The organism is Bradyrhizobium sp. RT6a, from assembly GCF_040547675.1.
GTDB lineage: Bacteria > Pseudomonadota > Alphaproteobacteria > Rhizobiales > Xanthobacteraceae > Bradyrhizobium.
In genome coordinates, this window is sequence record NZ_JBEPQC010000001.1 from 42829 (window position 1) to 63526 (window position 20698).

Below are 20698 nucleotides of genomic sequence, written 5' to 3' on the forward strand. Positions count from 1 at the left end.
CGTCCCGAGACCCCTTCACGAAATGTTGACTGGGTGCGCGCAAATGCGCTCTTTTGTTGGCGCTGAGCGGTCGGGACCATCGTCCGTTGCGACTAAAGAGTGGCGGTCACAACATGCGGTATGGTGCGCCGGGCGCGCTCTGCCATCATTCCGCCGAAGCGGGCTCTTCACGGACGGGAGCGGACGCATGCACGGACTAAGGACGGTCGCAGGACTTCTCTGCCTTTTGCTCGTTGCAGTCGCGTATCCGCCTGCGCCGCTTCGGGCGCAGGACGTCAAGCCAATCGGCAAGGTCGTGACCGTCGCTGGCAAGGCAGTGATCGAGCATATCGATGCCGCGGTTGTGCAGGCGAGACTGTCCGAGGACGGGGTCAGCGCGAAGGTCGGCGATCCAGTCTATCGGGGCGACGTCGTCAGGACGGGCGCCGACGGGCGCCTCGGCATCAATTTCGCCGACGGCAGCTCCTTCAGCCTGTCGAGTAACGCCAGCATGGAAATGAGCGAGTTCGTCTACGATCCGGACGGCAAGGACAATTCAACCCTGATCAGCCTGACCAGAGGCACCTTCACCTTCGTCGCCGGCAGCGTCGCCAAGACCGGGAGCATGAAGGTGGACACGCCGGTGGCGACGTTGGGGATCCGGGGCACCACGCCCCACATCGAGATTTCGGACGACGGCACGGTCAAGTTCGCCACCCTGATCGAGGAGGGCAAGGATGCCGTCATGAAGCGGAAGGCCGGCCCGACCGTTGCGCCTCCCCGGCAGCGGAGGGCCGACCGCGCTCTCGGCATCTGCCGGGGATGCTGAAGGTCTTTGGGACGGCGCCAGTTATGATCCTGCTGCTGGCCGCCCCCGCGTCGGCGCAGAAGCCGGAAGGTCAATTCCGGAACGTCGAGCTCTGCAACGCCGCCTCGTCCCCCGACCGGAGGATCGAGGCCTGCTCGGCCTTCATCGCAGCCGGCCGTGGCGGGCCACAGGCCCTGGCCATGGCCCACAACAACCGCGGCATCGCCTACGCGGCGAAGGTCGACTACGACCGCGCTGTCGCCGACTTCGACGCGGCCATAGGCATCGATCCGACCTTCGCCAAGCCCGTCAACAACCGCGGCGCGGCGAGACTGAGGATGGGCGACTACGACGCCGCGATGGAGGATTTCGACCGAGCCATCGCCCTCCAGCCGGCATACCCCGGCGCCTTGGTCAACCGCGCCGAGGCCTGGCTGAAGAAGGGCGATCTCGTACGCGCCGAAAGCGACTACACCACCGCGACTCGTCTGAACGCCGACATGGAAGTGGCTTGGAGCGGCCTTTGCTGGATCCGGGCGAGCACGGGCGACCCGCAAGGCGCGGTGGAAGCCTGCAACAAGGCGATCGGGTCGGGCGCGCATACGGCTGCGACCTACGATTCCCGCGCGCTCGCCCACCTCAAGGCTGGACGGACCGATGCGGCCATCGCCGACTACGACGCCGCGCTGCGCATCGACCCCACGCTCGCCGCCGCGCTGTACGGTCGCGGCCGGGCAAAGATCCGCCGCGGCGAGACGGCTTCGGGAGAAGCCGATGTCGCGGCCGCGAAAGCTGTCCGGGGCGACATCGTCGAGGAATTCGCGCGCTACGGCGTACGGTAGTCCGTGCTCAAGGCATGCGCGTCGGAGAAGACCATCGCCGCCGCGACGCTCGCGCTGGTGGTAGCTCATAGCCACACGCGATGCACAACGCGCTGGACTTGAACTGCGGCCATTTACCATTTCGTGGAGTTGGAATGCCGTAAAGAGCTGCCGCAAGCTCCCTCAGCGTCTTTTTTGTAGCTCCGCTGATCGGTGCTACGTCGATTACCATGGCCTTAGCGCAATTTTGCAGGACTTTTCTCGCCAATTCCAGCGTCTTGCTCCCAGCACAGCGACTCGATCACCACCCAGTTTTATGCCCCATCCTTGGGTGCGTTTGCTGATCATCTCGCCCTCAAGAAATAGTTTAGGGATCGCAAAACTTCGCCACAAGGAACGATCCATCTCGAACGACCAAGTGCACAACATGCGCTTGCGGCCCGTCGGCGGCCTTGCGCTTACACGAAGTGTCTGCTTCGCGCCGAGAGTGGCCCAAGCCTTTAATCGAACGCCATCGCAAGTGTTCAGGCTGCTAGTGCGAGTTCAGGTTTGTTAGGCGTCCTGCCCCACTCTTCGTGCCGTCCGTTGTCCAAAGCATGGCGCGTCTATTTGTAGCTAGTGACCATAGCTACGCTATGGGCTTCAAGCGGCCTGTCGGAAAATTGCTGATACGCAAGCGTCTTGGCTATCGCGGTTTGGAGGAGCGGTGATCAGGCACAACCACAAGACGCGGTTGACCGCTAAGAGGTGGATCCGCATGGGTGTCCAGAGAAGGACGCTTGGTAGGCCGATCGAGTTTAGGCCCATGATGCTCACGAAATGAGTACCAACTATCTCTGACCGCAGCGACTTGGAGGGACTGCCTCATCGACAAGCCATGTGCCCGATGAGCACGATCCCGACCATTCCGAGCAGAGAGGTCCTCAAGAGCAGAACACGGGACTGCGACCACATTCTGAACATTCGACTGCCCGCGCTGTATAGCACCACAGTGCGAGCTGATAGCTGGCGTTCGAGGTTCAGCTATCAGCAACCCCTGGTAGCGGGAAATAACTAATTGCAGCACTCCATCTCAATAATTCGGTTGCGACGGCAGTTCAAAGGTGGTGCCATCAAGTTACGAGTTGATGGCCCGGCGGCGGTCTGGCGCAAGAGTTCAAAGGTGCGATTTCCTCCTGGTCCGTGGATAGCTCATCAGAGGGCTACATGCTTTGTGAGCGGTGCGGCGGTCACAATCCGGCAACGAACCGTTTCTGTCATGGCTGCGGTGCGCCCTTGCCGCTGACATGCCCTACTTGCAGCCATATCAGCCCGTCTGGTTCGGCCTTTTGCGGGGGATGCGGAGCATCGCTCGCACAGGCGGTCAGGCGGCCCCATTCCCTCCCGGGGGCAAACAGGGCTGCTCTCGGTGAGCTGAAGCAGGTGACTGTACTGTTTGCCGATCTTGTTAGTTCGACCGAAATGGTCGCTAGCCTCACCGCTGAAGGTGCGATGCAGCGTCTCAAACCTGCACTCGATACCATGTGCGAGTCAATCGAGCGTTTCGACGGCACCGTTGTTCGAACGCTAGGAGACGGCATTCTTGCCTTCTTTGGCGCCCCTCGTGCTCAGGAGGGCCACGCATTGCTCGCCTGCGAAGCTGCGTTGGCCATGCGCGACGCATTCCGAATTCGAGAAGACGCAATGTCAATTCGCATTGGTCTGCATTCCGGCGAGATCGTAGCCGACGCTCCCCTGCTTGAGACCCTAACGGAACCTAGCGCCTACGGCCTCACCATACATCTCGCGAGCCGCCTACCGGCAAATGCCGAGTCAGGCGAAATTTGTTTGACCGATGACACCTATCGCTTGGTTCGTTCGTTCTGTGATGTTGGCTCGCTAGGCCGTCGACGGCTGCGCGGTATTCCCGAGCCAATTGAGCTCTACGTGTTGAAGAACCTCAAGCCGGCCGTGGCGAGCCAGCAATTCCGCGGCGTCACACTGGCGACATTTCGGGGCCGCGATCGGGAAATGATTCTGCTGCAGCGGACCCTGGCAGCCGTGGAAACTGAAGGACCGCGTGTGACTGGAATAGTCGGAGCTCCCGGAACTGGAAAAAGCCGACTTTGCTTTGAATTTGCAGAATGGTGTCGGGCACGCCTCATTCCCGTGTTCGAGGCACGGGCTCAGCCTTATGGCCCAGCGACCCCTCTGCAGCCTGTGCTCGAATTTCTGCGCTCCACTTACTTCAATATATCGCCCGAAGACGATCCGGACCTCGCGGTGAAACAAATTGCCACACGTCTCGCCGAACTTGGATCGACGTTCGATGCGGACCTTGGCTTGGTCTGCGACTTCCTTGGCGTTAAGCACGGTCAGGGGCACCCCTCTTGGCTCAACCCGAAGGCCCGCAATGCCCGTCTGCTCGACATCATACGACACATGGTGCGTCAGCGCGGCGCGCTGGCGTCTGTCATTATCATCGAAGATTTGCACTGGCTGGATCAGGTGAGCGAAGAATTCGTCGCGACCCTTGTTGACGCTGTCATCGGGACAAAGACAGTGCTGATCGTGAATTTCCGCCCGGCATATTTTACTTCTTGGATGCAGGGCCCACAATATCGACAGATCGAGCTTGCCGAGCTAAGTCCAATGAACACACATGAGCTTGTTGACGAGCTTGTGGGACAGCGAGAAGAGCTAAGCGACGTCCGGCGGCGTATCGCTGAGCGCAGTGGAGGCAATCCCTTCTTTGCGGAAGAACTCATTCGCTCTTTGTTAGAGCATGTTGCTATAGTCGGAAGGCCCGGCGACTACCAACGCGGTATTCCCAGCAGCTTCGACGGTTTACCGGCGACTGTCCAAGCCGTAATCCAAGCTCGGATCGATCGGCTCGCCACAACTGAGCGCGATCTTCTGCACATGGCGGCGATTATCGGTAAAGAATTTCAATTGGCGGTTCTGCAAACCGTCGCAAATCTACCGGCCGTGGAGATGGAAGCTACCTTGGTCCGGCTCTGCACTGCAGAAATGCTGCAGCCACGCGGGGGGCAGGATGGCCAAAGCTACAGTTTTCGCCACCCGCTAATTCAGGAAGTCGCCTATTCGACCCAGCTGCGAGCAAGGCGCAGTACACTACATTCTCGGGTAGCCAGAGCTGTCGAGCAATTTTATCCTGAGCGGCTTGATGAATTCTCTGCCTTACTATCCCATCATTTCGAAGAAGCGGGAGAAACAACTGGCGCCGCCGAGTATGCCGCACGTGCCGCGCGCTGGATCGGTTCGACCAGTCCGGCACAGGCCATCAAGCATTGGCAGAAGGTGCGCGCGCTAGTGGCGGGAGAGCCGCGTAGCCCAAAACGCGACAAACTTGTTATCGTCGCTAATAGCCAGATCGCCTGGTTAGGTTGGCGAGAGGGCATGACTTCGGAGCAGGCAAGACCGTTCATCCGGGAAGCGCTCGAGTGGGCCCGAGACATCGACGACTCGATGATTCCCATGCTGCTTTTTGTTGAGGGGCGTATTGCCGGCGCGAGCGGCGGGCAGGCAGATGCATATGTCAGTGCGGTCAAGGAGGCGCTGACGCTTTCGGCGTCGCGTCAGGATTCGGGTAGAATTGCAACGCTAAACGCGTCGCTCAGCCAAGCCTATGGGTGGGCCGGATTGCTCAGAGAGGCGCTGGCGGCAAGCGATGATGCGTTGGCGGGTGTTTCTAGCGTGGCTGATTTCGATCACCAATTTCTCGGGTACAAAGTGGAGCACTGGATCATGGGCCTCCGCGGCCGAATTCTCGTACGGCTTGGCCGTTTTGACGAGGCGCGCCGTTGCTTTGATCGCATTCTTGTCATCGAACCGGCGATGATCGATCCCACCGTGCAGTTCATCGCCAATCAAGGCTACGTTGATCTGGCTTGGTGTGTCGGAGATGCGGGAATGGCTATCGCACACGCACAGCGGATCGTTGATTTGGCAACACGTCAAGCGAGCCCGTACTTGCGAGCATACTCACTGGCATGTATGGGCGTTGCGCACGGGGTTGCTGGCAATTACCGCGCAGCGATTCAGTCACTTTCGGAAGGCATCGATTTTGTGCGCGCGGCGAGAGTCGCGATGGAGATCGAGCCAGAGATGCTTGCCGGTATTGCCGAATATCAATTGCGCTCTGGTGCCCGGGAGGTTTCGATCGAGAAAGCAAAAGAAGCAATTGACCTTGCGAAGGATCGCCATACTCGATTGCCCGAATGTCGAGCAACGATCATACTAGCGGTTGCTTACGCCGCGAGTGAAGATTCAGATAGATCAGACGAAGCCGCCAAGCTCGTGGGCCGCGCTGAAGCCGCAATCGAGACGACGGGGGCGAGCATCTATCGACGGCTATTGGAAGAGGCACGGCGGCAATTGTCACTTGGAGCTTGATTTCGCTTTCTGACAATTAACGTAAACTCCCTCATTCCGTAGTCTTCGCACAGCTCCGTTGCCGCACCGAATCTGTTGGCGCAGTAGCGTGCCCACTCCGCGGGTTCAGCGTAATAAAGCCCCTCGCGGCCGGGTATTCCGCCCAGCCGCTTCATAAAGTTGACGGCAAAGCCACGCCGGCTGGTCTCGTGCAAGTTGTCAAGGCTTTCTCGAATGAACTTCTCCCATTCTTCCCGAGGTTGGCCTAGTTCGACATTGAAGATGCCACTGGCAAGGGCATAGTCCGCCGTACGTGGGACGATATGGCCGTGCACGAACGTCACCCTTGCCCGACCATCCCAGAGCTGCCTCGCCTGCCGAACCATGCTGGCCGAAACATCTATGCCGAGATAGTCAATTGGAGGGTGGAGATGGCGTCGGCCCAAATAGCTTACTAGCGCTCCATAACCGCAACCCAGATCGTTCAACGAAAATGCCGAGGAGAAATCGCACAGTTTCAGAAGCTGGACGAAACGCATCTCCTGCGTGGCCTGGCAGGTCCAGTCCACGCCGAGGGGCGTGGGCCCGAACTTCTTCGCGCTCGCTGAATAGTAAGCAGCGATCCCCGAATAGATAGCGTCTAGGTTTCCGCCCCGGTCGGACCCAAACTGCCTAGCGCAAAAGACGGTCCCCACGGCTGTTCTTCTACGGGGGCACATTTGGTGCCATCGGCAACGAAATTGTCAGGTAAGGCCGGGTTATGTAGAAAATTGGGGTGTCGCCCACCAAGACGACAACTTTCAGGCCATATCCCTTCGGGTCACGTGAGTCATGAGCCCTCATAAAGCATGGTAGCTTGGCTCCTTTAGGTCCAAGGTTGTCTATCAGCGCGTTGACGATGCGCTTATCGCCACTTTCGCCAGCGTTGTCCGATGGTATCTTCTGCAGCCATTTCAGGAGCTCAAACCAACGATTCTTCGCGCGGTTGTTCTGCAGGCCGCCAAGTCCCAGCAGCTTCGCACTTTCAACGAAGGGCCGCTCCGCCTTGAAGATTTCGAATTCTTTTTGTAGGGCTGCCATCTCGGTAACGCCACCGAAGGCAAACTCTTTGTCTTTCTGCTCAATTCCAAATCTCAGATTAAACAACTCTAGAAACGAGCCGATATATAAGTCGTCGTCACCAACGAATGAGCCCATACCGATCTCTCCCTAAGCAACAGAATTGGATCGATGGTTCGATACCTACATTGAACCTCAATTTCCGATAAATCGCAAGGCAAAGAGCGGTCTACCCCGCGGTTTTGCCACCGCCAGCGCGCGAGAGTGCGCCTTCCAGATCGAAATCTCCCTCACCAAAATCCAATGGCTCTAGCCAGAAGGCGTATGAGAGGAGTGTGTCTCCGAGGGCAATATTGATCTACATCAAGCGCAACGATTTCCAACTTCGGGACTTAGTCGTGCAAAAACGGCCCTAAAGAGAGGCCGGCTTTGAGAGTAACTGCAGGAGGTTCAGGCCGTTGTCGCGACCATCGGTCGAAGCTCACTATTCCAAACTAAAGAAGTAGATCAAACTGCAAAGCTGAGCGGCGCGGGCAATTGGCGCCTCGCCTGCTTGGCAAGTTTAGAGGCTATTTGACACTTCCGGCCTCAGTTCGATTACCGCCAGCCTTCAACGATTCTGCAGTGTCCAGATGCTTTTGCAATGTATCTATCTGGCCGGAAGCATATTCACCTGCAGCGTCCTTACTTTGTAATGCCTTTTTGTACTCGGCGACGTCCTTTTGGTGGTCTGCCACCATGTGAGCCGCAAACATCTTATCGAAGCCAGCGCCGGACATTTTTGACATCTTGTCGTGGTCGGCTTTTTGCTTCGCATTCGGCCCGGTTGGTGAGCTGATTCCCAATCCTCGGGCAGCATCTAAAGCCTTTTGATTGGCGGCGGCGTGGTCTGTGGAAAGCATTCTGCCAAATGGCTTACGGCATCGCTCTGGCCGTTCTGCTGCGCCAGCTCTCCCATGCTCATTTCAGCGAAGTTGCCCTCGATTGTCTTCTTGAGGAACGTTCCACTTTGTTTATCCTTCGCAGATGCGCTGGCAATCGAGATCACCATCAAGGTTGCTGTACCGAGCGACACAAGCATTCTGTTCATCGCCAACTCCTGCGGGTTGTTCGGCGATGAACTATCCAGCTGCGGAAGTTGGTGTCCTTCCGGCAGTAACGGTCTGCTCGGTGCACCAGTCCGCGCGCCGGTCCTATCCGCTCATCCGCTCCGAATTGCAGACCCGCCTCATTGGCCGCGATGTTCTCCTCGGCCTAATCGCCTGCCCCCTCCTCGCATTCAGGTAGATGATAAGGCGCCGACGCAACTTTGGATGTCCTTCGATTGAGAGAAGGAGCAGTCAGCAGCAACTGGAAGATGGCCCGAGCAGCCATGTATTACAAATCGGACAGACCAACTTTCGGCTATCGTCAGAGCTCGAGCCCCGGTCGAAAATAGTTGGAGCTTAAAGCATCCATCTGTACTCTAAGATCTTCGCTAGCGATCTATCTAGAATGCGACCGACTTGGTGTCGCGGTCCCAATCTTTTCAGCTCAATCTGCGCTGTTTCACGGAAAGCGTGAACTGAATGTCACCTTCCTCTACCGACAAGATCGCGCTCTTCATCGACGGAGCCAATCTCTACGCGACGGCGAAAACTCTGGGCTTCGACATCGATTACAAGCGCCTGCTGAAGGAGTTTCAGAGCCGCGGGACGCTGCTTCGGGCGTTCTACTACACCGCGATCATCGAGGATCAGGAGTACTCCTCGATCCGCCCGCTGATCGACTGGCTCGACTACAACGGCTACACCGTGGTCACCAAGGCGACCAAGGAGTTCATCGACGCCTCCGGCCGCCGCAAGGTCAAGGGCAACATGGACATCGAGCTCGCCGTGAACGCGATGGAGCTCGCCGAGCACATCGACCAGATGGTGCTGTTCTCGGGTGACGGCGACTTCCGCTCCCTGGTCGAAGCCGTTCAGCGCCGCGGCGTGCGGGTCACCGTGATTTCCACGATCGCGAGTCAGCCGCCGATGATCGCCGACGAGCTGCGCCGCCAGGCCGACGTCTTCACCGACCTCGTCGAGCTGCAGTCCAAGCTCGGCCGCGACCCGTCCGAACGCCCCGCCCCTCGTGACCGCGATGCGCGTGGACACATGCCAAAATTCTTGCAGGAGCCGAAGGGAAACGATCCACGCAACTAGACTGTTGAGACCCACTTTTATGCAGCCCATTTCAGAACGTGAAGGCTGGTCGCGGGATGCCACTCCGATCTCGCCGATGCACGCGCCCAGCCCACTAAAACCAGATTGGAACGCTTCGCCAATTACCAAGCTTTCCGACGCCCAGCCCCAAGTGGGAAACGCAGTCGGCCCAGCTCATCCCCGCCCTACGGGGTCATTTTCTTTTGGCACCTCCACCAAGGGCGGAGTCCTGAAGTAGAGAAGTGAATGAACGGGCCGAATGGTCGCACTTCGTGAGCGTACCTATTAATTTTAATTGATTTAAGCCTGTATTAAAGGTATTTAATCTTTCGCCGGCTCCGGAGAGAACCCATGCCTGTCCCCGAGTGGGTAATGCAGTCGGGGCCCCTCGCCCCCGGAACCGAGCCGTTTCTCTTTTTACCGCATTCAAGAAGGCCTGATACCGAGCCTGAAATATTGAACTTCTACTTTTACTCTCGCGCTAATTGCTCTGACGCCGTCCTGATAGTGCTTTTTTGCTGGGGAGGACATTATGCGAGGCTCTCGCGCAAACCTTTACGAACGACTTAGCGAACTCGCTTCTCAGCTCTCAGAGTTGGCAGATCTTCGAGATCTGGTCGAAGAAGCTGAGCGAAGCGCCCGCGGTGTGCCTCCATTTCGCTTGACATATCGACCGTCGCGCCGCGTTCGACGTCGCGAACGGGGCGGTTTGTCTGTTCGCCTCCGTCGCCACGCGCCACTAACCGGGAATGCAGGAGCTACCAGCCCCCCTGACAACGACAATCAAGTCGATTGGACTTTGCTGGAGCCATTCCCCGACCAATGGTGGGCTTCCTCCTAAACCTCTCCAAGCGCTGACTCGACGAAGAGAGCGATCCAATGCTGGCGGCCCATCCACCCTGAGGAGCAGACAGCTAGCCACCCTTGCAGCCCGCGGGTGCCGGGGCTGGTCCGGCCGCACCTGTCAATTCTGGATCACCCTTCGCCAAACTCCGGCAACCTGCAACGGCGAGTGAGACAGGGAAGACGGTCAGCACGACCTATGCGGGCTTAAAGTGAGCAACTGCAAAAGCGAATGTCACTTGTCGGCGAGAACACCGGCGGCAAGCTGAGGTCATTTCGTAAAGATTGGTTTCAACACCTCTGGAATTGCGATGACTAAGAACGACACCGCCGTGTTCGACGCGATGCGACCTGATCCAAACGGACGGAGACAATGGGCCGGCCGACTGGGGACGCGCGAGGCAATAAAACCGGATGGCCTGGAGCTCGACCCTGGCTCGCTCGTTTACTGTCCCCACGAGTGGATCAATGCCGCCGGCTATGTTGACCTCGAACTGGTCCGCAAATACCCGCTGATGTTCGCGGTCTAAAGTCGTGACGAACCAGAGCCGACGCGCAAGCGATCCGGACGAACCAGCGATTCGACGGCTGCTAACCCGAGCGGTAAAACGCAGCCGTACAAAGCCGCCTGTGCCACCTGTGCCGTTCGGCACGGAAACAGATCCGAACCGTGAATTTTCCCGGGACGAACCGGAGGCCGTTTGGTTCTTCGTCTTCTTGCCGATCTTCGTGCTGCTCTATGCGATCGTCGAGAAAATGCACGTGAGATAGCACAGGGTTGACGTGTTGCAGGTGGCGCCAGCCGCCCAAATTCTAGTCCTCCGGCAGTGCCTTCCTTCAGCCCAGAACGATAGTTTCAACTCTCAGGCAGGGCATGCACCTGTAGGCATAGGCGGCGGGCAGGTTTGCAATTGCCGGCAGCGACGCGAGAAACTCCATTGGACGCTGACATCTGTTGCAGATGAGGGTTGGTGCCTTGTCCTTGCCACCGCCTTGCGCCATTGCTGGTCCGCCAAAAGGTGAGAATGGTAATTCCAATGGCCGGCGGTTACACCTCCGGACGACTACCGGGCGGCTGTATCGAAATAGGCCCCGCCAGCGTGAGCCGCTATTGCTCCTGAACCGAGACTCAGTTCTGATTTCGATCATTGCGGCCAAATTGCTTGCGGGAGGCGATCGTGAATGGCGAAGCCGGATGCACCGTTTGTAGCCAAGCTCGACTGCTCAAAGCTGTTTTCCCCGTGACCAAAGGCTACGAACTGAAGCGTTATGAATGCGCCAGCTGCCGCAGCGATCTGTGGCTAGTTACGAGAGTGTCCCGATCATCCGCGCCTAAGCAGCAAAGCGGAAGATCCCGCCGAGGTACGCGGCCTAAGACCATCGAAGCGGCCTTGAAAGGCGCCGCTCGTGCCGCAGCTAATCAAAAACCGAAAGCCCCGCCAGCGTGACTGGCCCCCGCAGCTATTCCATTTCTGTACGATCAGACGCGGCGTTCCGATTGCCATTGGAGAATGAGATTTCCGCCCACCCGCAGGGCGGCCGCGACAGCGTACCATTATTGATACCGATCGCTCAGACCTCCCCTGGCGGTGTCAATTAACTCGCCGCCATCCCGACCTGCACCGGGGACGCGACCCCGACCTCGCGCGAAGCCATTTCCCGGCCCCGCGAAATCTTGCTGAAACAGAGGGGGTCGAAAGTGGCGGAATCGAACACGGGGATACCACATGCTAGTCCTGATGAACCTGATCTGGCGGCGTCTTGCCTACACGATGCTGACCGGTATGCGGTCCAAGCTTGTGCGCCAATGACGAGAAGGGCGGCCGCGTAAGAAGGCATCCGTGCCGCGTCAAGGACGGTCCGCCGGCCCGCCCCGGAGCCACCCTTGGCGCCAGGATTCAAGGAGCCGGCGGGCTCCGTACCAAGGGTATCCGTTAGACTGGCAGCATCGAATCCGGACATTCGGGGCGATGCCACCCCTTCATGGGTGCGCATTTCAGTGTGTGACTCAGCTTTCGGTAAGGTTTGCCAAAAAACGGCCCCGGGACGGGAAAGACCTGAAGCTAATACCATTCCTCGCCGCGCCAGGCCGATTGACGCTCGCCGCCGCGACACTTGGATACCGGCATGCGGCCTCAGAAGGCAGCTTCGGTGAGATGCGCGAGATGAGCTTACGGCGGCTCCTGGTCCACTGCCATTGCGGTCATAACGTTGCACTAAGGGCCGATCGTTGGGCCGGACCACGTTCGCTTCTCTGATGTCGAGCCGCGGTTGGTGTGCGCCGGATGCGGCAACCGAGGGGCTGAGGTCAGACCGATTTCAGCAGCCTCAAGCCGCAGCCTCAAGCGCTCGCTAGCCAACCTGAATTTTTCCCAAGACAAGGCGCTGCCAGCTTGCGTAATGCGCGTTTACGCACTCGCGGCCCGACGCGTCCTTGTCCGGTAAGACGCGCCGGGCCTAACCATTCCCTGCTTTCCCCGTAAGGTTTGGCTGAGCCAGCATAGAGCGATTCTACAAGCGACTTATACGTCTACGTCTCTGTGCAGCGCTCCTCTCGCTTCGGAGCAAAAATCCCATGTCTCGGGCCACACGTTTGACGGACGCGATATACCTCCCAAGCTCGGTCGCGATCTCAGCCGCGGTCGAACCTCCGTTGATCATTTTGATCAGCGTCTGTACCTCGCCCCTGGTCCACTGCTTAGCTTGTGGTTTCGCACGCGCCAAGCTCCGGTTCGGGAGAATAACAGGATCGTTCCGTTCTAGGAACATAGTGCACCCCAAGTGGATTTCGGTTCCGCAGAATTTATATTTGCATTCGAGACAAAGCTGCGGCAGAATTTTGGCACCGGGGCTGGCTGCATATTTCACTTGGTCTTTTTAACCCGGCTTCATTTGACCACGCGCGGGCCGCAGCGATTTAACCTCCCGCTGCGGCCTTCGCCGTGGCCGCCAACGTGAACCGGCGAGCACCGATGACCCTAAAAAATACCCCGTCCTAGCGGCCTCACAGTGGGAGGTGAGAGCGGCTAAAGCGGTGTCCAGCCCGGCCGTTCGGCTCAGGAAAGTCATCAATACTGCCGATCGAAGCTTCGCGAGGGCGGCTCAACCTGGGCATTTGTGTCTTGGGACAGTTTGGCGGTGAATCGATCCCGCTTGCACGAAAGGGGTGGCATCCGGCATCATGTTTTTGCTGGCGAAGCGAACCTGCTGTGGCTCTGAAGAACCCCGACGCTATTGCCGTCATCGTGACCGCCCTCCGGCTTTCTCACGGCGACGAAGCTGCACGAGCCATGCTGGTCGGCGGCATGAGCCTGGCCGTGCTGATAGAGACGATGTTCTCCGCACCAATCGGGCGACGCGATGCCGTTCACAACATCACACGCGCGTTGGACGACTTCGCCATTTCGCCGGAACTCGGTCCGGTCTGGCACCTTCGCTACGTTTACGAAAGTCATGGCTCGTTTCGTGTCGTCGACATGGAGATCGCGACGCCAACCGCAGGCTGTCCAGTAAAGACGTCTGGCTTCGTCTGCCCGTCTGGCTATCTCGCCACCTCTGCGATTTGGCCGGTGGTGTCGACGATTAGCGGGGGCGCGGTGCCTTCCTTAACGGCCTTATAGGTCGTTATCTTTCCGGCTGGTAGTTCCTGGATGTGCGAATAGCCGGCGGCGCGAAGCTTAGCGATGACCTCCTCCGACCTCAGGCAGAGCGCGGACGAGGATCCCCAGGCGAGGGCAGCCATGATGAAAGATCGCAGCACTTGGCTCTTTGCGCACTCGCCGCCATCGGATTGGCCGGTTAGTCAAATTGGCCTCAGACCCAAAAGCGCCTCCAGCCCCGTGTCTATCGCAGCGATGTCCTGCTCTATCTAGGCAATCGTCTGAAACTTGAACTCTACTTCCGTATCATCGGGCGATTTTCGATCTGGCGTGTACAATTGCTTATCAGCCACCGCAATTCTCTCTCTTAATTCCACGTTCAATTCCATTTAAAAATTAATGCAGTGGTCCATTTAATATGGTATTTATTCGAGCCGGCTGGATCGGCTCCCGAGATTCAAGCGAACGGGTGCGACGACAATCGACTTGCGCTCTGCGGAGCGAACCCTTTTCTCGGAGAAAAACTATGGAGCAGAACAGTTCTCATTCGACACGCATCCCAAAGTCCGGCTCGATCAGCTTCGGCCGTTCAAAAGCAAATTGCTTGATCCGCAGCATCTCTGTTTACGGTGCCGCCCTTGATATTGCAGGAAATGAAAAGATTCCCGACGAATTCGCGCTGACTGTCATGCCGGACGGTGACCCACGTCGCTGTTCAGTCGTCTGGCGCAAAGAAAAACGTATCGCTGTCGCATTCTATTGATACTCCGCCCACTCGTGCGGATGATGGAATATCTTAGGGCAAAGGGATGCTGCAGCGGAGCCTTGTTGTCCTTGGAGAAGTCGAGCGAAATGCTGCGGCGCCTAGATCGCCAAACACGGCGACCCGCCCAGCCCTGAGCGCAGTGATGCGCTGCAAAAAAACGGCAGCATTGTTGGCTGTTATTTCGAGCGACACCGCAGCTGTATGGTCCCGTTCCGTTTTTCTCCACAGCGGATTGATCACCATGCACCCCATTCAAGGTACGCATATTGCCGCAATCTTCAAACTGGCCACCCGGCAGCTCGAAGCACTTCGCATCGCCCCAGAGATCCAAAAGGAATATTCAGAAATTCTCGTTTTGAGAGAGAAGATAAAACTGGCGACCGATCTGAAGCAGGCTCGCCGGCAACTCCTTACTCGGTGCCTGCCACACGCCTGAGGTAAGTGATCCTGAACTCCACGATCACGTAACTATTTGTCGGCGCCGCCGTCGGAACGGCTCGCCGGTTACCAAGTTTTCCCGATGCCCATTCCCAAGTGGGTAATAAAGTCGGGCCCCAGCTCTTCCCCATACCCCCCGGAGCTGGGGCTCATTTTTTTGTTTCATCTCGAAGGAAATCGTACGCATCCGGCGAAGGCCCCAGCAGGCCGCTTTCGGGAAGGCTGATCGCGCTCAAGCTGCGTGAGCGACGCTTTGAGGCTGCCAATTCCAAGGCAGCAGTTCGTCAATGCGCTTGGCAGAGTGATCAGGTAGGCGCGCCAGCACGTCGGCAAGCCAAGCCTGCGGGTCGACGTCGTTGAGCTTTGCGGTGGCGATGAGGCTGTAGATGGCAGCAGCACGCCGACCGCCCTGATCGGATCCGGCGAAGGTCCAATTTTTTCGCCCGATGGCGACCGCCCGTACCTCACGTTCAGCAGCATTGTTGGACATGCAAAGCCGTCCGTCATCAAGGAAGCGGCTAAATGCATCCCAGCGGCTGAGGCAGTAATTGATCGCCTTGGTCGTGTCGTTGTTCCTGGAGAGCTTGGCGCGCTGCTCGCGCAACCACACCTCCAGCTCGCCGATCAGGAGGCGACTACGCTCCTGGCGCACACGCAGACGCTCCTGCGCAGGAAGTCCGTTGATCTCGCGCTCGATAGCGAACAGAACATCGACGCGCTTGACCGCCTCGGCCGCGATTGGCGCCTTGCTGAGCCGTGCCAGATCAAAGAACTTGCGTCTGCCGTGCGCCCAGCATGCGGCCTCGATGATCGGGCCGCCCTTGCGATTGGCCTCGTAGAGCCTGCCAAAGCCGGCGTAGGCGTCAGCCTGCATCAGTCCGGCGTAGCCCGCCAGATGCTGCTCCGGATGCGCACCGCCACGATCGGGCGAGTAGAAGAACACGGCCGCCGGCGGATCTGGGCCGGCAAACGGACGGTCGTCGCGCACGTAGGTCCAGAGCCGTCCGGTCCGGGTCTTGCCCTTGGCCAGCACTGGCACCGTGGTGTCATCGGCGTGGATGCGCTCGGCTGCGAAGACGTGGCTCCGGATCGCATCGACCAAAGGCATCAGGCTTGCGGCGGAGGCACCTACCCAGTCCGCGAGCGTCGAGACGTCGAGGTCGATGCCCTCACGCTGGTAGACGTCGCTCTGACGATGAAGCGGCAGGTGCAGGCCGTACTTGGCGAACAGGACATGAGCCAGAAGCTTGGGCCCTGCACGCCCGCGCGCAATCGGGTGCGAAGGAGCCTGCGGCTGGGTGATCGCTTCGCAGGCCCGGCAGACGAGCTTCTCGCGCACATGCTGGATTACCTTGCACTGGCGCGGAACGAGTTCCAGCGTCTCGGTCACGTCCTCGCCAATTTTGCGCAATCGGCTGTCGCCGCAGCATGGGCAGGTGGCAGGCACCGGATAGACAATGCGCTCCCGCTGCAAATGCTCCGGCAGCGGACGGCCGGCCGGCTTGCGGCGCTCGAACGATGGCACCGTAATCTTGTCGGCTGCCATCTGCGTCGCGGCCTCAGCCTGCGCCGCGTTCTCCTCCAGGTCGGCGAGCTGTAGCTCGAGCTGGTCCAGCAATGCGCCTCGCTCGGAGGACTGTCCGAACTGCTCATGCCGCAGCTTCTTAATCGTGAGCTTGAGCTTCTCGATCAACAAGGTCCCCGCATGGGCCTCGGCTTCTGCGGCCAACTGGGCCGCTCGCTCGGCGAGCAGCATCGCCTGCAGCGTAGTCACATCATCAGGAAGAGAATCATCGGCGCCCATCGCGACCAGAGAATCACAAGACGCGGTCTCTGTCCGAACTGCTGGTCGCGCCGGCGATTCAAATCACAGCGATCAGCCGGCCGCCTGCGGTCGCCAGGTATGTTGCGGCATCCGCCAGTCGATGCCCTCCAGCAGGTAGCCAAGCTGGGCTGGGGTAATTGTCACGACGCCATCAGCCGGCGATGGCCACAGGAAGCGGCCGCGCTCCAGCCGCTTGGCATAAAGCGACATGCCCAGTCCATCGTGCCAAAGGATCTTGATCAGCTTGCCGCTTTTGCCACGGAACACATAGAGGTCGCCGCCGTGCGGATCTCGCTTAAAGCCTTCCTGCACCAGTAAGCCCAGCGAGTTCATGCCCCCACGCATATCGGTGTGGCCGGTCGCAATCCACACCCGCACGCCTGACGCAATAGGGATCAACGTAGACGTCCATCTGCCAGCACCGCCACCGCGGCCTTCAGCGTGGCCGCGTCGACCGTACCCGTGATCCGCATCCGAGCCCCGGCAGCAAACTCGATCTCGATCGTCCCGCCGCTGCTGGCCGGCGCGACTGGACAGGGCGCCGGACCTGATTCCGCCACCACCATCGCCGGTACGAAGCCAGGTTGATGGACGGCATCCTTCGGCTCAGGCCGAAACGACCGTCGCCATCGCAGCAGCAGTGAGCGCGAAACGCCATATCGCCGCGCCGTCGCAGCGACCTGACGCGGCGCTTGTAAGCTCTCCAGGACGATCTTGAGCTTCTCATCCTCGGACCAGCGCCGCCGCCGGCCTGTATCCACTACTTCGAGCCGTTCGACTTGGCCACTGCGCCTATCACTGTCCATAAGGACAGTTCTCAACAACACGCCTCATTCGGCAAGGCGGCCTTCACCGAAAGCATACAGGAAATCTTCCGTCTGCTTGCCTGCTTTGCTGCCGGGGACTTTGGCGGCGCGCACATAATGAACGGAAGCGGTGGTGCGGGCAGCCCATCGCCTCCGTTGGCGCGGTGTCGCTGCATGTCGGCGGCCGGCCGCCAGTTCGGCGGCTTGTGACCCCGGAGCGGAAATTCGTGGGGGCCTGGCCGGTATTCATGATTGCCAATGTAGGCTGGATAGAGCGGCTCAGTTGCGCCCCCCGCAGCTCACCCAGCCGGAACCTCATTTAAGTATCTGATTTAATTTGTTCGAAAATGTGATTTAATTTTAACAACGAAACGTTGTAAGTCATTGGAGCGCATCTCCGCGGCAACCTGCAAACCAGGAGGGAGGGTCACATGGCTGTTCTCTATGGCGACACAAGTGGATCACTCACGGGACGACAGCATGGCGCAGCGCAAACACTGGTTGGTTCCGATCCGACAAACACACTGTTCGGGGATGCTGGCGTGGACTTGCTCGGCCGCGCGATCGGCGGCAGCGACACTTTGCTGACGTCCGGCTCTGGAAGCCTATTCGGTGATGCGGGCGGAAACATTTCTGATCATGCGCGGGGCGGCAGCGATACGTTGTCCGCTCAAGTACCGGCGTCCGCTATGATTCCCGGCGAGACTTTCAGCCTAGATATGTACGGTGATGCTGGAGGCAATATCTCGGACTGGGCCATTGCGGGCAATGACATGTTCAATGTCGAACTGCCCCTGGCCTTTACGCCCGGAGTGAGGGTGAATGCCTATGGCGACGCTGGCGAAACATTGTCCGGTCAGTCCCAGGGTGGTGACGACAACTTCGGTGTCACCGCTGGCGCACATCAAACAATTACCGTGTATGGAGATGCGGGCGGAAACCTGATCAATCGCGCGGTCGGCGGTAATGACACATTCGTTGGTCACATCGGACCGGATGGCAGTTTTGTGTTCTATGGCGACGCCGGCGGAGGTTTGCTCGGGCATACCCGCGGCGGCAATGATAGCTTCACTGCGACCGGATTAGAGTACAACAACTATCTCTATGGTGACGCCGGAGGTGACATGGGCCGTCATGCGGCGGGCGGCAACGATAGTTTCGCTGTGAGCGGGATTAATCCGTTCAATTTCGTTTTTGGCGATGCGGGTGGAAACATGTCCGCTTCCGCCGCCGGCGGAAACGACACGTTCGACGACTCTAGCGACGCAACACTCGCCGACCGAAATGTCTTTTCCGGCGATGCTGGCGGGAACATGTCCGGCTCTGCCCAAGGCGGGGACGACACGTTCAACAAGACCGGCTTGGGGGGAAGTACGTTCTATGGCGACGCCGCGGGCGACATGTCTGGTCGTGCCCACGGCGGCAACGACACATTCCAGGCCTCAGGCACGCAAAACCAAAATCTCTTCTACGGCGATGCCGGCGGCAATATGGGCGATCAGGCCGTTGGCGGCGACGACACCTATCTCGGTGGCAACGTATTCTCCCAGGTCATCAATCAAGCATATGGCGATGCGTCGACTATGTCGGGCCGCGCGCATGGCGGCAATGACACCCTGGTCGGCGGCAATGATCCGAATCCGCATGCCGCGGGCAGCTACGAGACCATTCTCGTCGGCGATGCCCAATCCATGTCCGACTACGCGCGCGGCGGCAACGACGAGCTGGTTAGCGGCACGGGAAACGATAACATCTGGGGCGATGCCCAGATGATGCTCGGCTTTGCCCAAGGAGGGAACGACACGTTCGTGTTCGATTTCGATAACGGGCACGATAAGGTCGAGGACTTCGGACAGGGACTCTCGAATCGGGGCGCCGATCACATCGACGTCTCTGCGCTCGGCATCGAGAATTTCAGCGATCTGAGCATCTCACTGTTCGATCCTGCCACGCACGAGAGCACGGTCACGTTCAGTCCGGGCAACGACGTGGTTGTGCTTAGCGAGCAAGCGCTCAGGCCTGAAGATTTCATTTTCGCGCCTTCTCAGTACGATCTGTTGACCTGAGCCGATACTAACACCGCCCGCACACCGCATATGCGTTCCAAAGCTCGTTCCTACTTCGGCCGACAAGGTCATCGAGTAACGACCGGCTCCCGGGCAGGGCTCGGACCCTCTCGTCGGGATGCATGTCTTTCAACTTGGTCAACACCAAGCCTGAAGTTGCGGCGATAGATGAGTCCGGTTGTGGCCCTTAGGCGACATGCTGCATCGGCTATTTCTGATGTCCGATAACCGCCCTTACCGGACATCAGGATTCCCGCACGCGGTGCGCTTACCCAAAGGAATGCTGCGCACCTTGGAGGGAAGTGGTGGCTGCGTTCATGTTCGGAACTAACAAATACACTCGCCGCGCCGGCTATAGAGATTCGCTTCCTTTAATGACGCCTGCCGACTCACGCACCTTACTCCAGTCTTTCAGGATGGATTGAATGGGAGGCGCATTTGCAGGGACTTCGCCAAATCCAATTTGCTCAACGACTAGACGAGCTCGCTTCCCAACTAACCGAACTCGAAGATCTCCGATCCCAAGTCGAAGAAGCAGAGCGGCGCGCCAAGTTTGTACTACGGTCGCCTGCGAAGCCTCGATCGCCCGCTCGTAGTGAGACTGCTGCCAGAGCGTCCGCCCTGACCTGAAGCCAGTGAGTGCCCCCGTGCTCAACAATGTTGGAGTTGCGGCCGACGAAGAAACGGGGCTGGAACGACTTGCCGATTGTAAAGTTTTCACGCTGCCCGTTGCCAAGGGTGGCTGCCTTCCCCAAGGGGCAGCCGTAAAGAAAGCCCCAGCTTCACCGCCCTGAATCTGGGGTCCTCTTGCTGTCTCGATCGCCTCAAAAGTGGACCCCGACGCGTGCTGACCTGAAGGGAGCGAGCCGACATCCCGGAGGAGTGAACTTGAGGGTGAGGAACGAAGTCCACAACCTGGTGTTGTCGGACTGAAATCCCTCCCGGAATGCCCTCTCCGCATGCGCCGCCTGCTCATAACTGCTCTGGAAAACCGATCGATCAAACTCGGCACGCTCGCTCTCCGCATGGTCTACACCCCGCCGCGAACCGAGCTCAGGAGCAGGTTTAGGCAGCGCGTAAACATCAGAAAGCTGGGGAAGCCCCACACGCACGACTCTGGAGCGATAA

Annotated in this window: 17 protein-coding genes; 10 read left to right on the plus strand and 7 right to left on the minus strand. The window is 58.9% G+C overall.

Going from position 1 to position 20698, the window contains the following annotated elements; genetic code table 11:
* Positions 1 to 187 precede the first annotated feature (187 nt).
* From ABIC03_RS00180 to ABIC03_RS00190, 3 genes are all read left to right on the plus strand, one after another.
* Positions 188 to 808, plus strand: a complete 621-nt coding sequence (locus ABIC03_RS00180; protein ID WP_354054531.1) for a FecR family protein — start codon at positions 188 to 190, stop codon at positions 806 to 808.
* Between the two features lie 23 nt (positions 809 to 831).
* A complete protein-coding gene (locus ABIC03_RS00185; protein ID WP_354054532.1) occupies positions 832 to 1629 on the plus strand; it encodes a tetratricopeptide repeat protein in 798 nt (265 codons plus the stop codon).
* Between the two features lie 1185 nt (positions 1630 to 2814).
* Positions 2815 to 6003: an adenylate/guanylate cyclase domain-containing protein gene (locus ABIC03_RS00190; RefSeq protein WP_354054534.1), complete on the plus strand. Its 3189-nt coding sequence runs from the start codon at positions 2815 to 2817 to the stop codon at positions 6001 to 6003.
* Here ABIC03_RS00190 and ABIC03_RS00195 read toward each other — a convergent pair.
* The 4 genes from ABIC03_RS00195 to ABIC03_RS00210 all read right to left on the minus strand — a co-directional run bounded on the left by ABIC03_RS00195 (position 5952) and on the right by ABIC03_RS00210 (position 8131).
* Positions 5952 to 6521: a class I SAM-dependent methyltransferase gene (locus ABIC03_RS00195; RefSeq protein ID WP_354054535.1), complete on the minus strand. Its 570-nt coding sequence runs from the start codon at positions 6519 to 6521 to the stop codon at positions 5952 to 5954. The two genes, ABIC03_RS00190 and ABIC03_RS00195, sit on opposite strands and share 52 nt — an antisense overlap.
* A gap of 166 nt (positions 6522 to 6687) precedes the next feature.
* A complete protein-coding gene (locus ABIC03_RS00200; protein WP_354054537.1) occupies positions 6688 to 7179 on the minus strand; it encodes a hypothetical protein in 492 nt (163 codons plus the stop codon).
* A gap of 431 nt (positions 7180 to 7610) precedes the next feature.
* Positions 7611 to 7943 carry a DUF4142 domain-containing protein gene (locus ABIC03_RS00205; RefSeq protein WP_354054539.1) on the minus strand — a complete coding sequence of 111 codons (333 nt, stop codon included), beginning with the start codon at positions 7941 to 7943 and terminating at the stop codon, positions 7611 to 7613.
* Positions 7901 to 8131: a DUF305 domain-containing protein gene (locus tag ABIC03_RS00210; protein WP_354054541.1), complete on the minus strand. Its 231-nt coding sequence runs from the start codon at positions 8129 to 8131 to the stop codon at positions 7901 to 7903. The genes ABIC03_RS00205 and ABIC03_RS00210 overlap by 43 nt, the downstream gene beginning before the upstream one ends.
* Positions 8132 to 8609: 478 nt before the next feature.
* On the opposite strand from ABIC03_RS00210, the gene ABIC03_RS00215 reads away from it, so the two are divergent.
* The 6 genes from ABIC03_RS00215 to ABIC03_RS00240 all read left to right on the plus strand — a co-directional run bounded on the left by ABIC03_RS00215 (position 8610) and on the right by ABIC03_RS00240 (position 14871).
* Positions 8610 to 9227: a LabA-like NYN domain-containing protein gene (locus ABIC03_RS00215; RefSeq protein ID WP_354054543.1), complete on the plus strand. Its 618-nt coding sequence runs from the start codon at positions 8610 to 8612 to the stop codon at positions 9225 to 9227.
* A gap of 1154 nt (positions 9228 to 10381) precedes the next feature.
* Positions 10382 to 10600 carry a hypothetical protein gene (locus ABIC03_RS00220; protein ID WP_354054545.1) on the plus strand — a complete coding sequence of 73 codons (219 nt, stop codon included), beginning with the start codon at positions 10382 to 10384 and terminating at the stop codon, positions 10598 to 10600.
* A 4-nt stretch (positions 10601 to 10604) separates the two neighbouring features.
* Entirely contained in the window at positions 10605 to 10841 is a 237-nt protein-coding gene (locus tag ABIC03_RS00225; protein ID WP_085353430.1) for a hypothetical protein, read from the plus strand.
* Positions 10842 to 13279: 2438 nt separating this feature from the next.
* Positions 13280 to 13690: a hypothetical protein gene (locus ABIC03_RS00230; RefSeq protein WP_354054547.1), complete on the plus strand. Its 411-nt coding sequence runs from the start codon at positions 13280 to 13282 to the stop codon at positions 13688 to 13690.
* 505 nt (positions 13691 to 14195) lie between these two features.
* Positions 14196 to 14432, plus strand: coding sequence for a PilZ domain-containing protein (locus ABIC03_RS00235; RefSeq protein ID WP_247489174.1), 237 nt, complete (start codon positions 14196 to 14198; stop codon positions 14430 to 14432).
* A 145-nt stretch (positions 14433 to 14577) separates the two neighbouring features.
* Positions 14578 to 14871 (plus strand): hypothetical protein, encoded by a 294-nt coding sequence (locus ABIC03_RS00240; RefSeq protein ID WP_354054549.1) that lies wholly within the window; start codon positions 14578 to 14580, stop codon positions 14869 to 14871.
* Positions 14872 to 15105: 234 nt separating this feature from the next.
* Here ABIC03_RS00240 and tnpC read toward each other — a convergent pair whose 3' ends face one another.
* From tnpC to tnpA, 3 genes are all read right to left on the minus strand, one after another.
* Positions 15106 to 16677, minus strand: coding sequence for an IS66 family transposase (gene tnpC, locus ABIC03_RS00245; RefSeq protein ID WP_354054551.1), 1572 nt, complete (start codon positions 16675 to 16677; stop codon positions 15106 to 15108).
* Between the two features lie 72 nt (positions 16678 to 16749).
* A complete protein-coding gene (gene tnpB / locus ABIC03_RS00250; protein ID WP_354057453.1) occupies positions 16750 to 17076 on the minus strand; it encodes an IS66 family insertion sequence element accessory protein TnpB in 327 nt (108 codons plus the stop codon).
* Positions 17077 to 17093: 17 nt separating this feature from the next.
* Positions 17094 to 17504 (minus strand): IS66-like element accessory protein TnpA, encoded by a 411-nt coding sequence (tnpA, locus tag ABIC03_RS00255; RefSeq protein WP_247405896.1) that lies wholly within the window; start codon positions 17502 to 17504, stop codon positions 17094 to 17096.
* Between the two features lie 431 nt (positions 17505 to 17935).
* On the opposite strand from tnpA, the gene ABIC03_RS00260 reads away from it, so the two are divergent.
* Complete coding sequence (locus tag ABIC03_RS00260; protein ID WP_354054554.1) at positions 17936 to 19570, plus strand: hypothetical protein; 1635 nt, start codon at positions 17936 to 17938, stop codon at positions 19568 to 19570.
* Positions 19571 to 20698: the final 1128 nt, after the last annotated feature.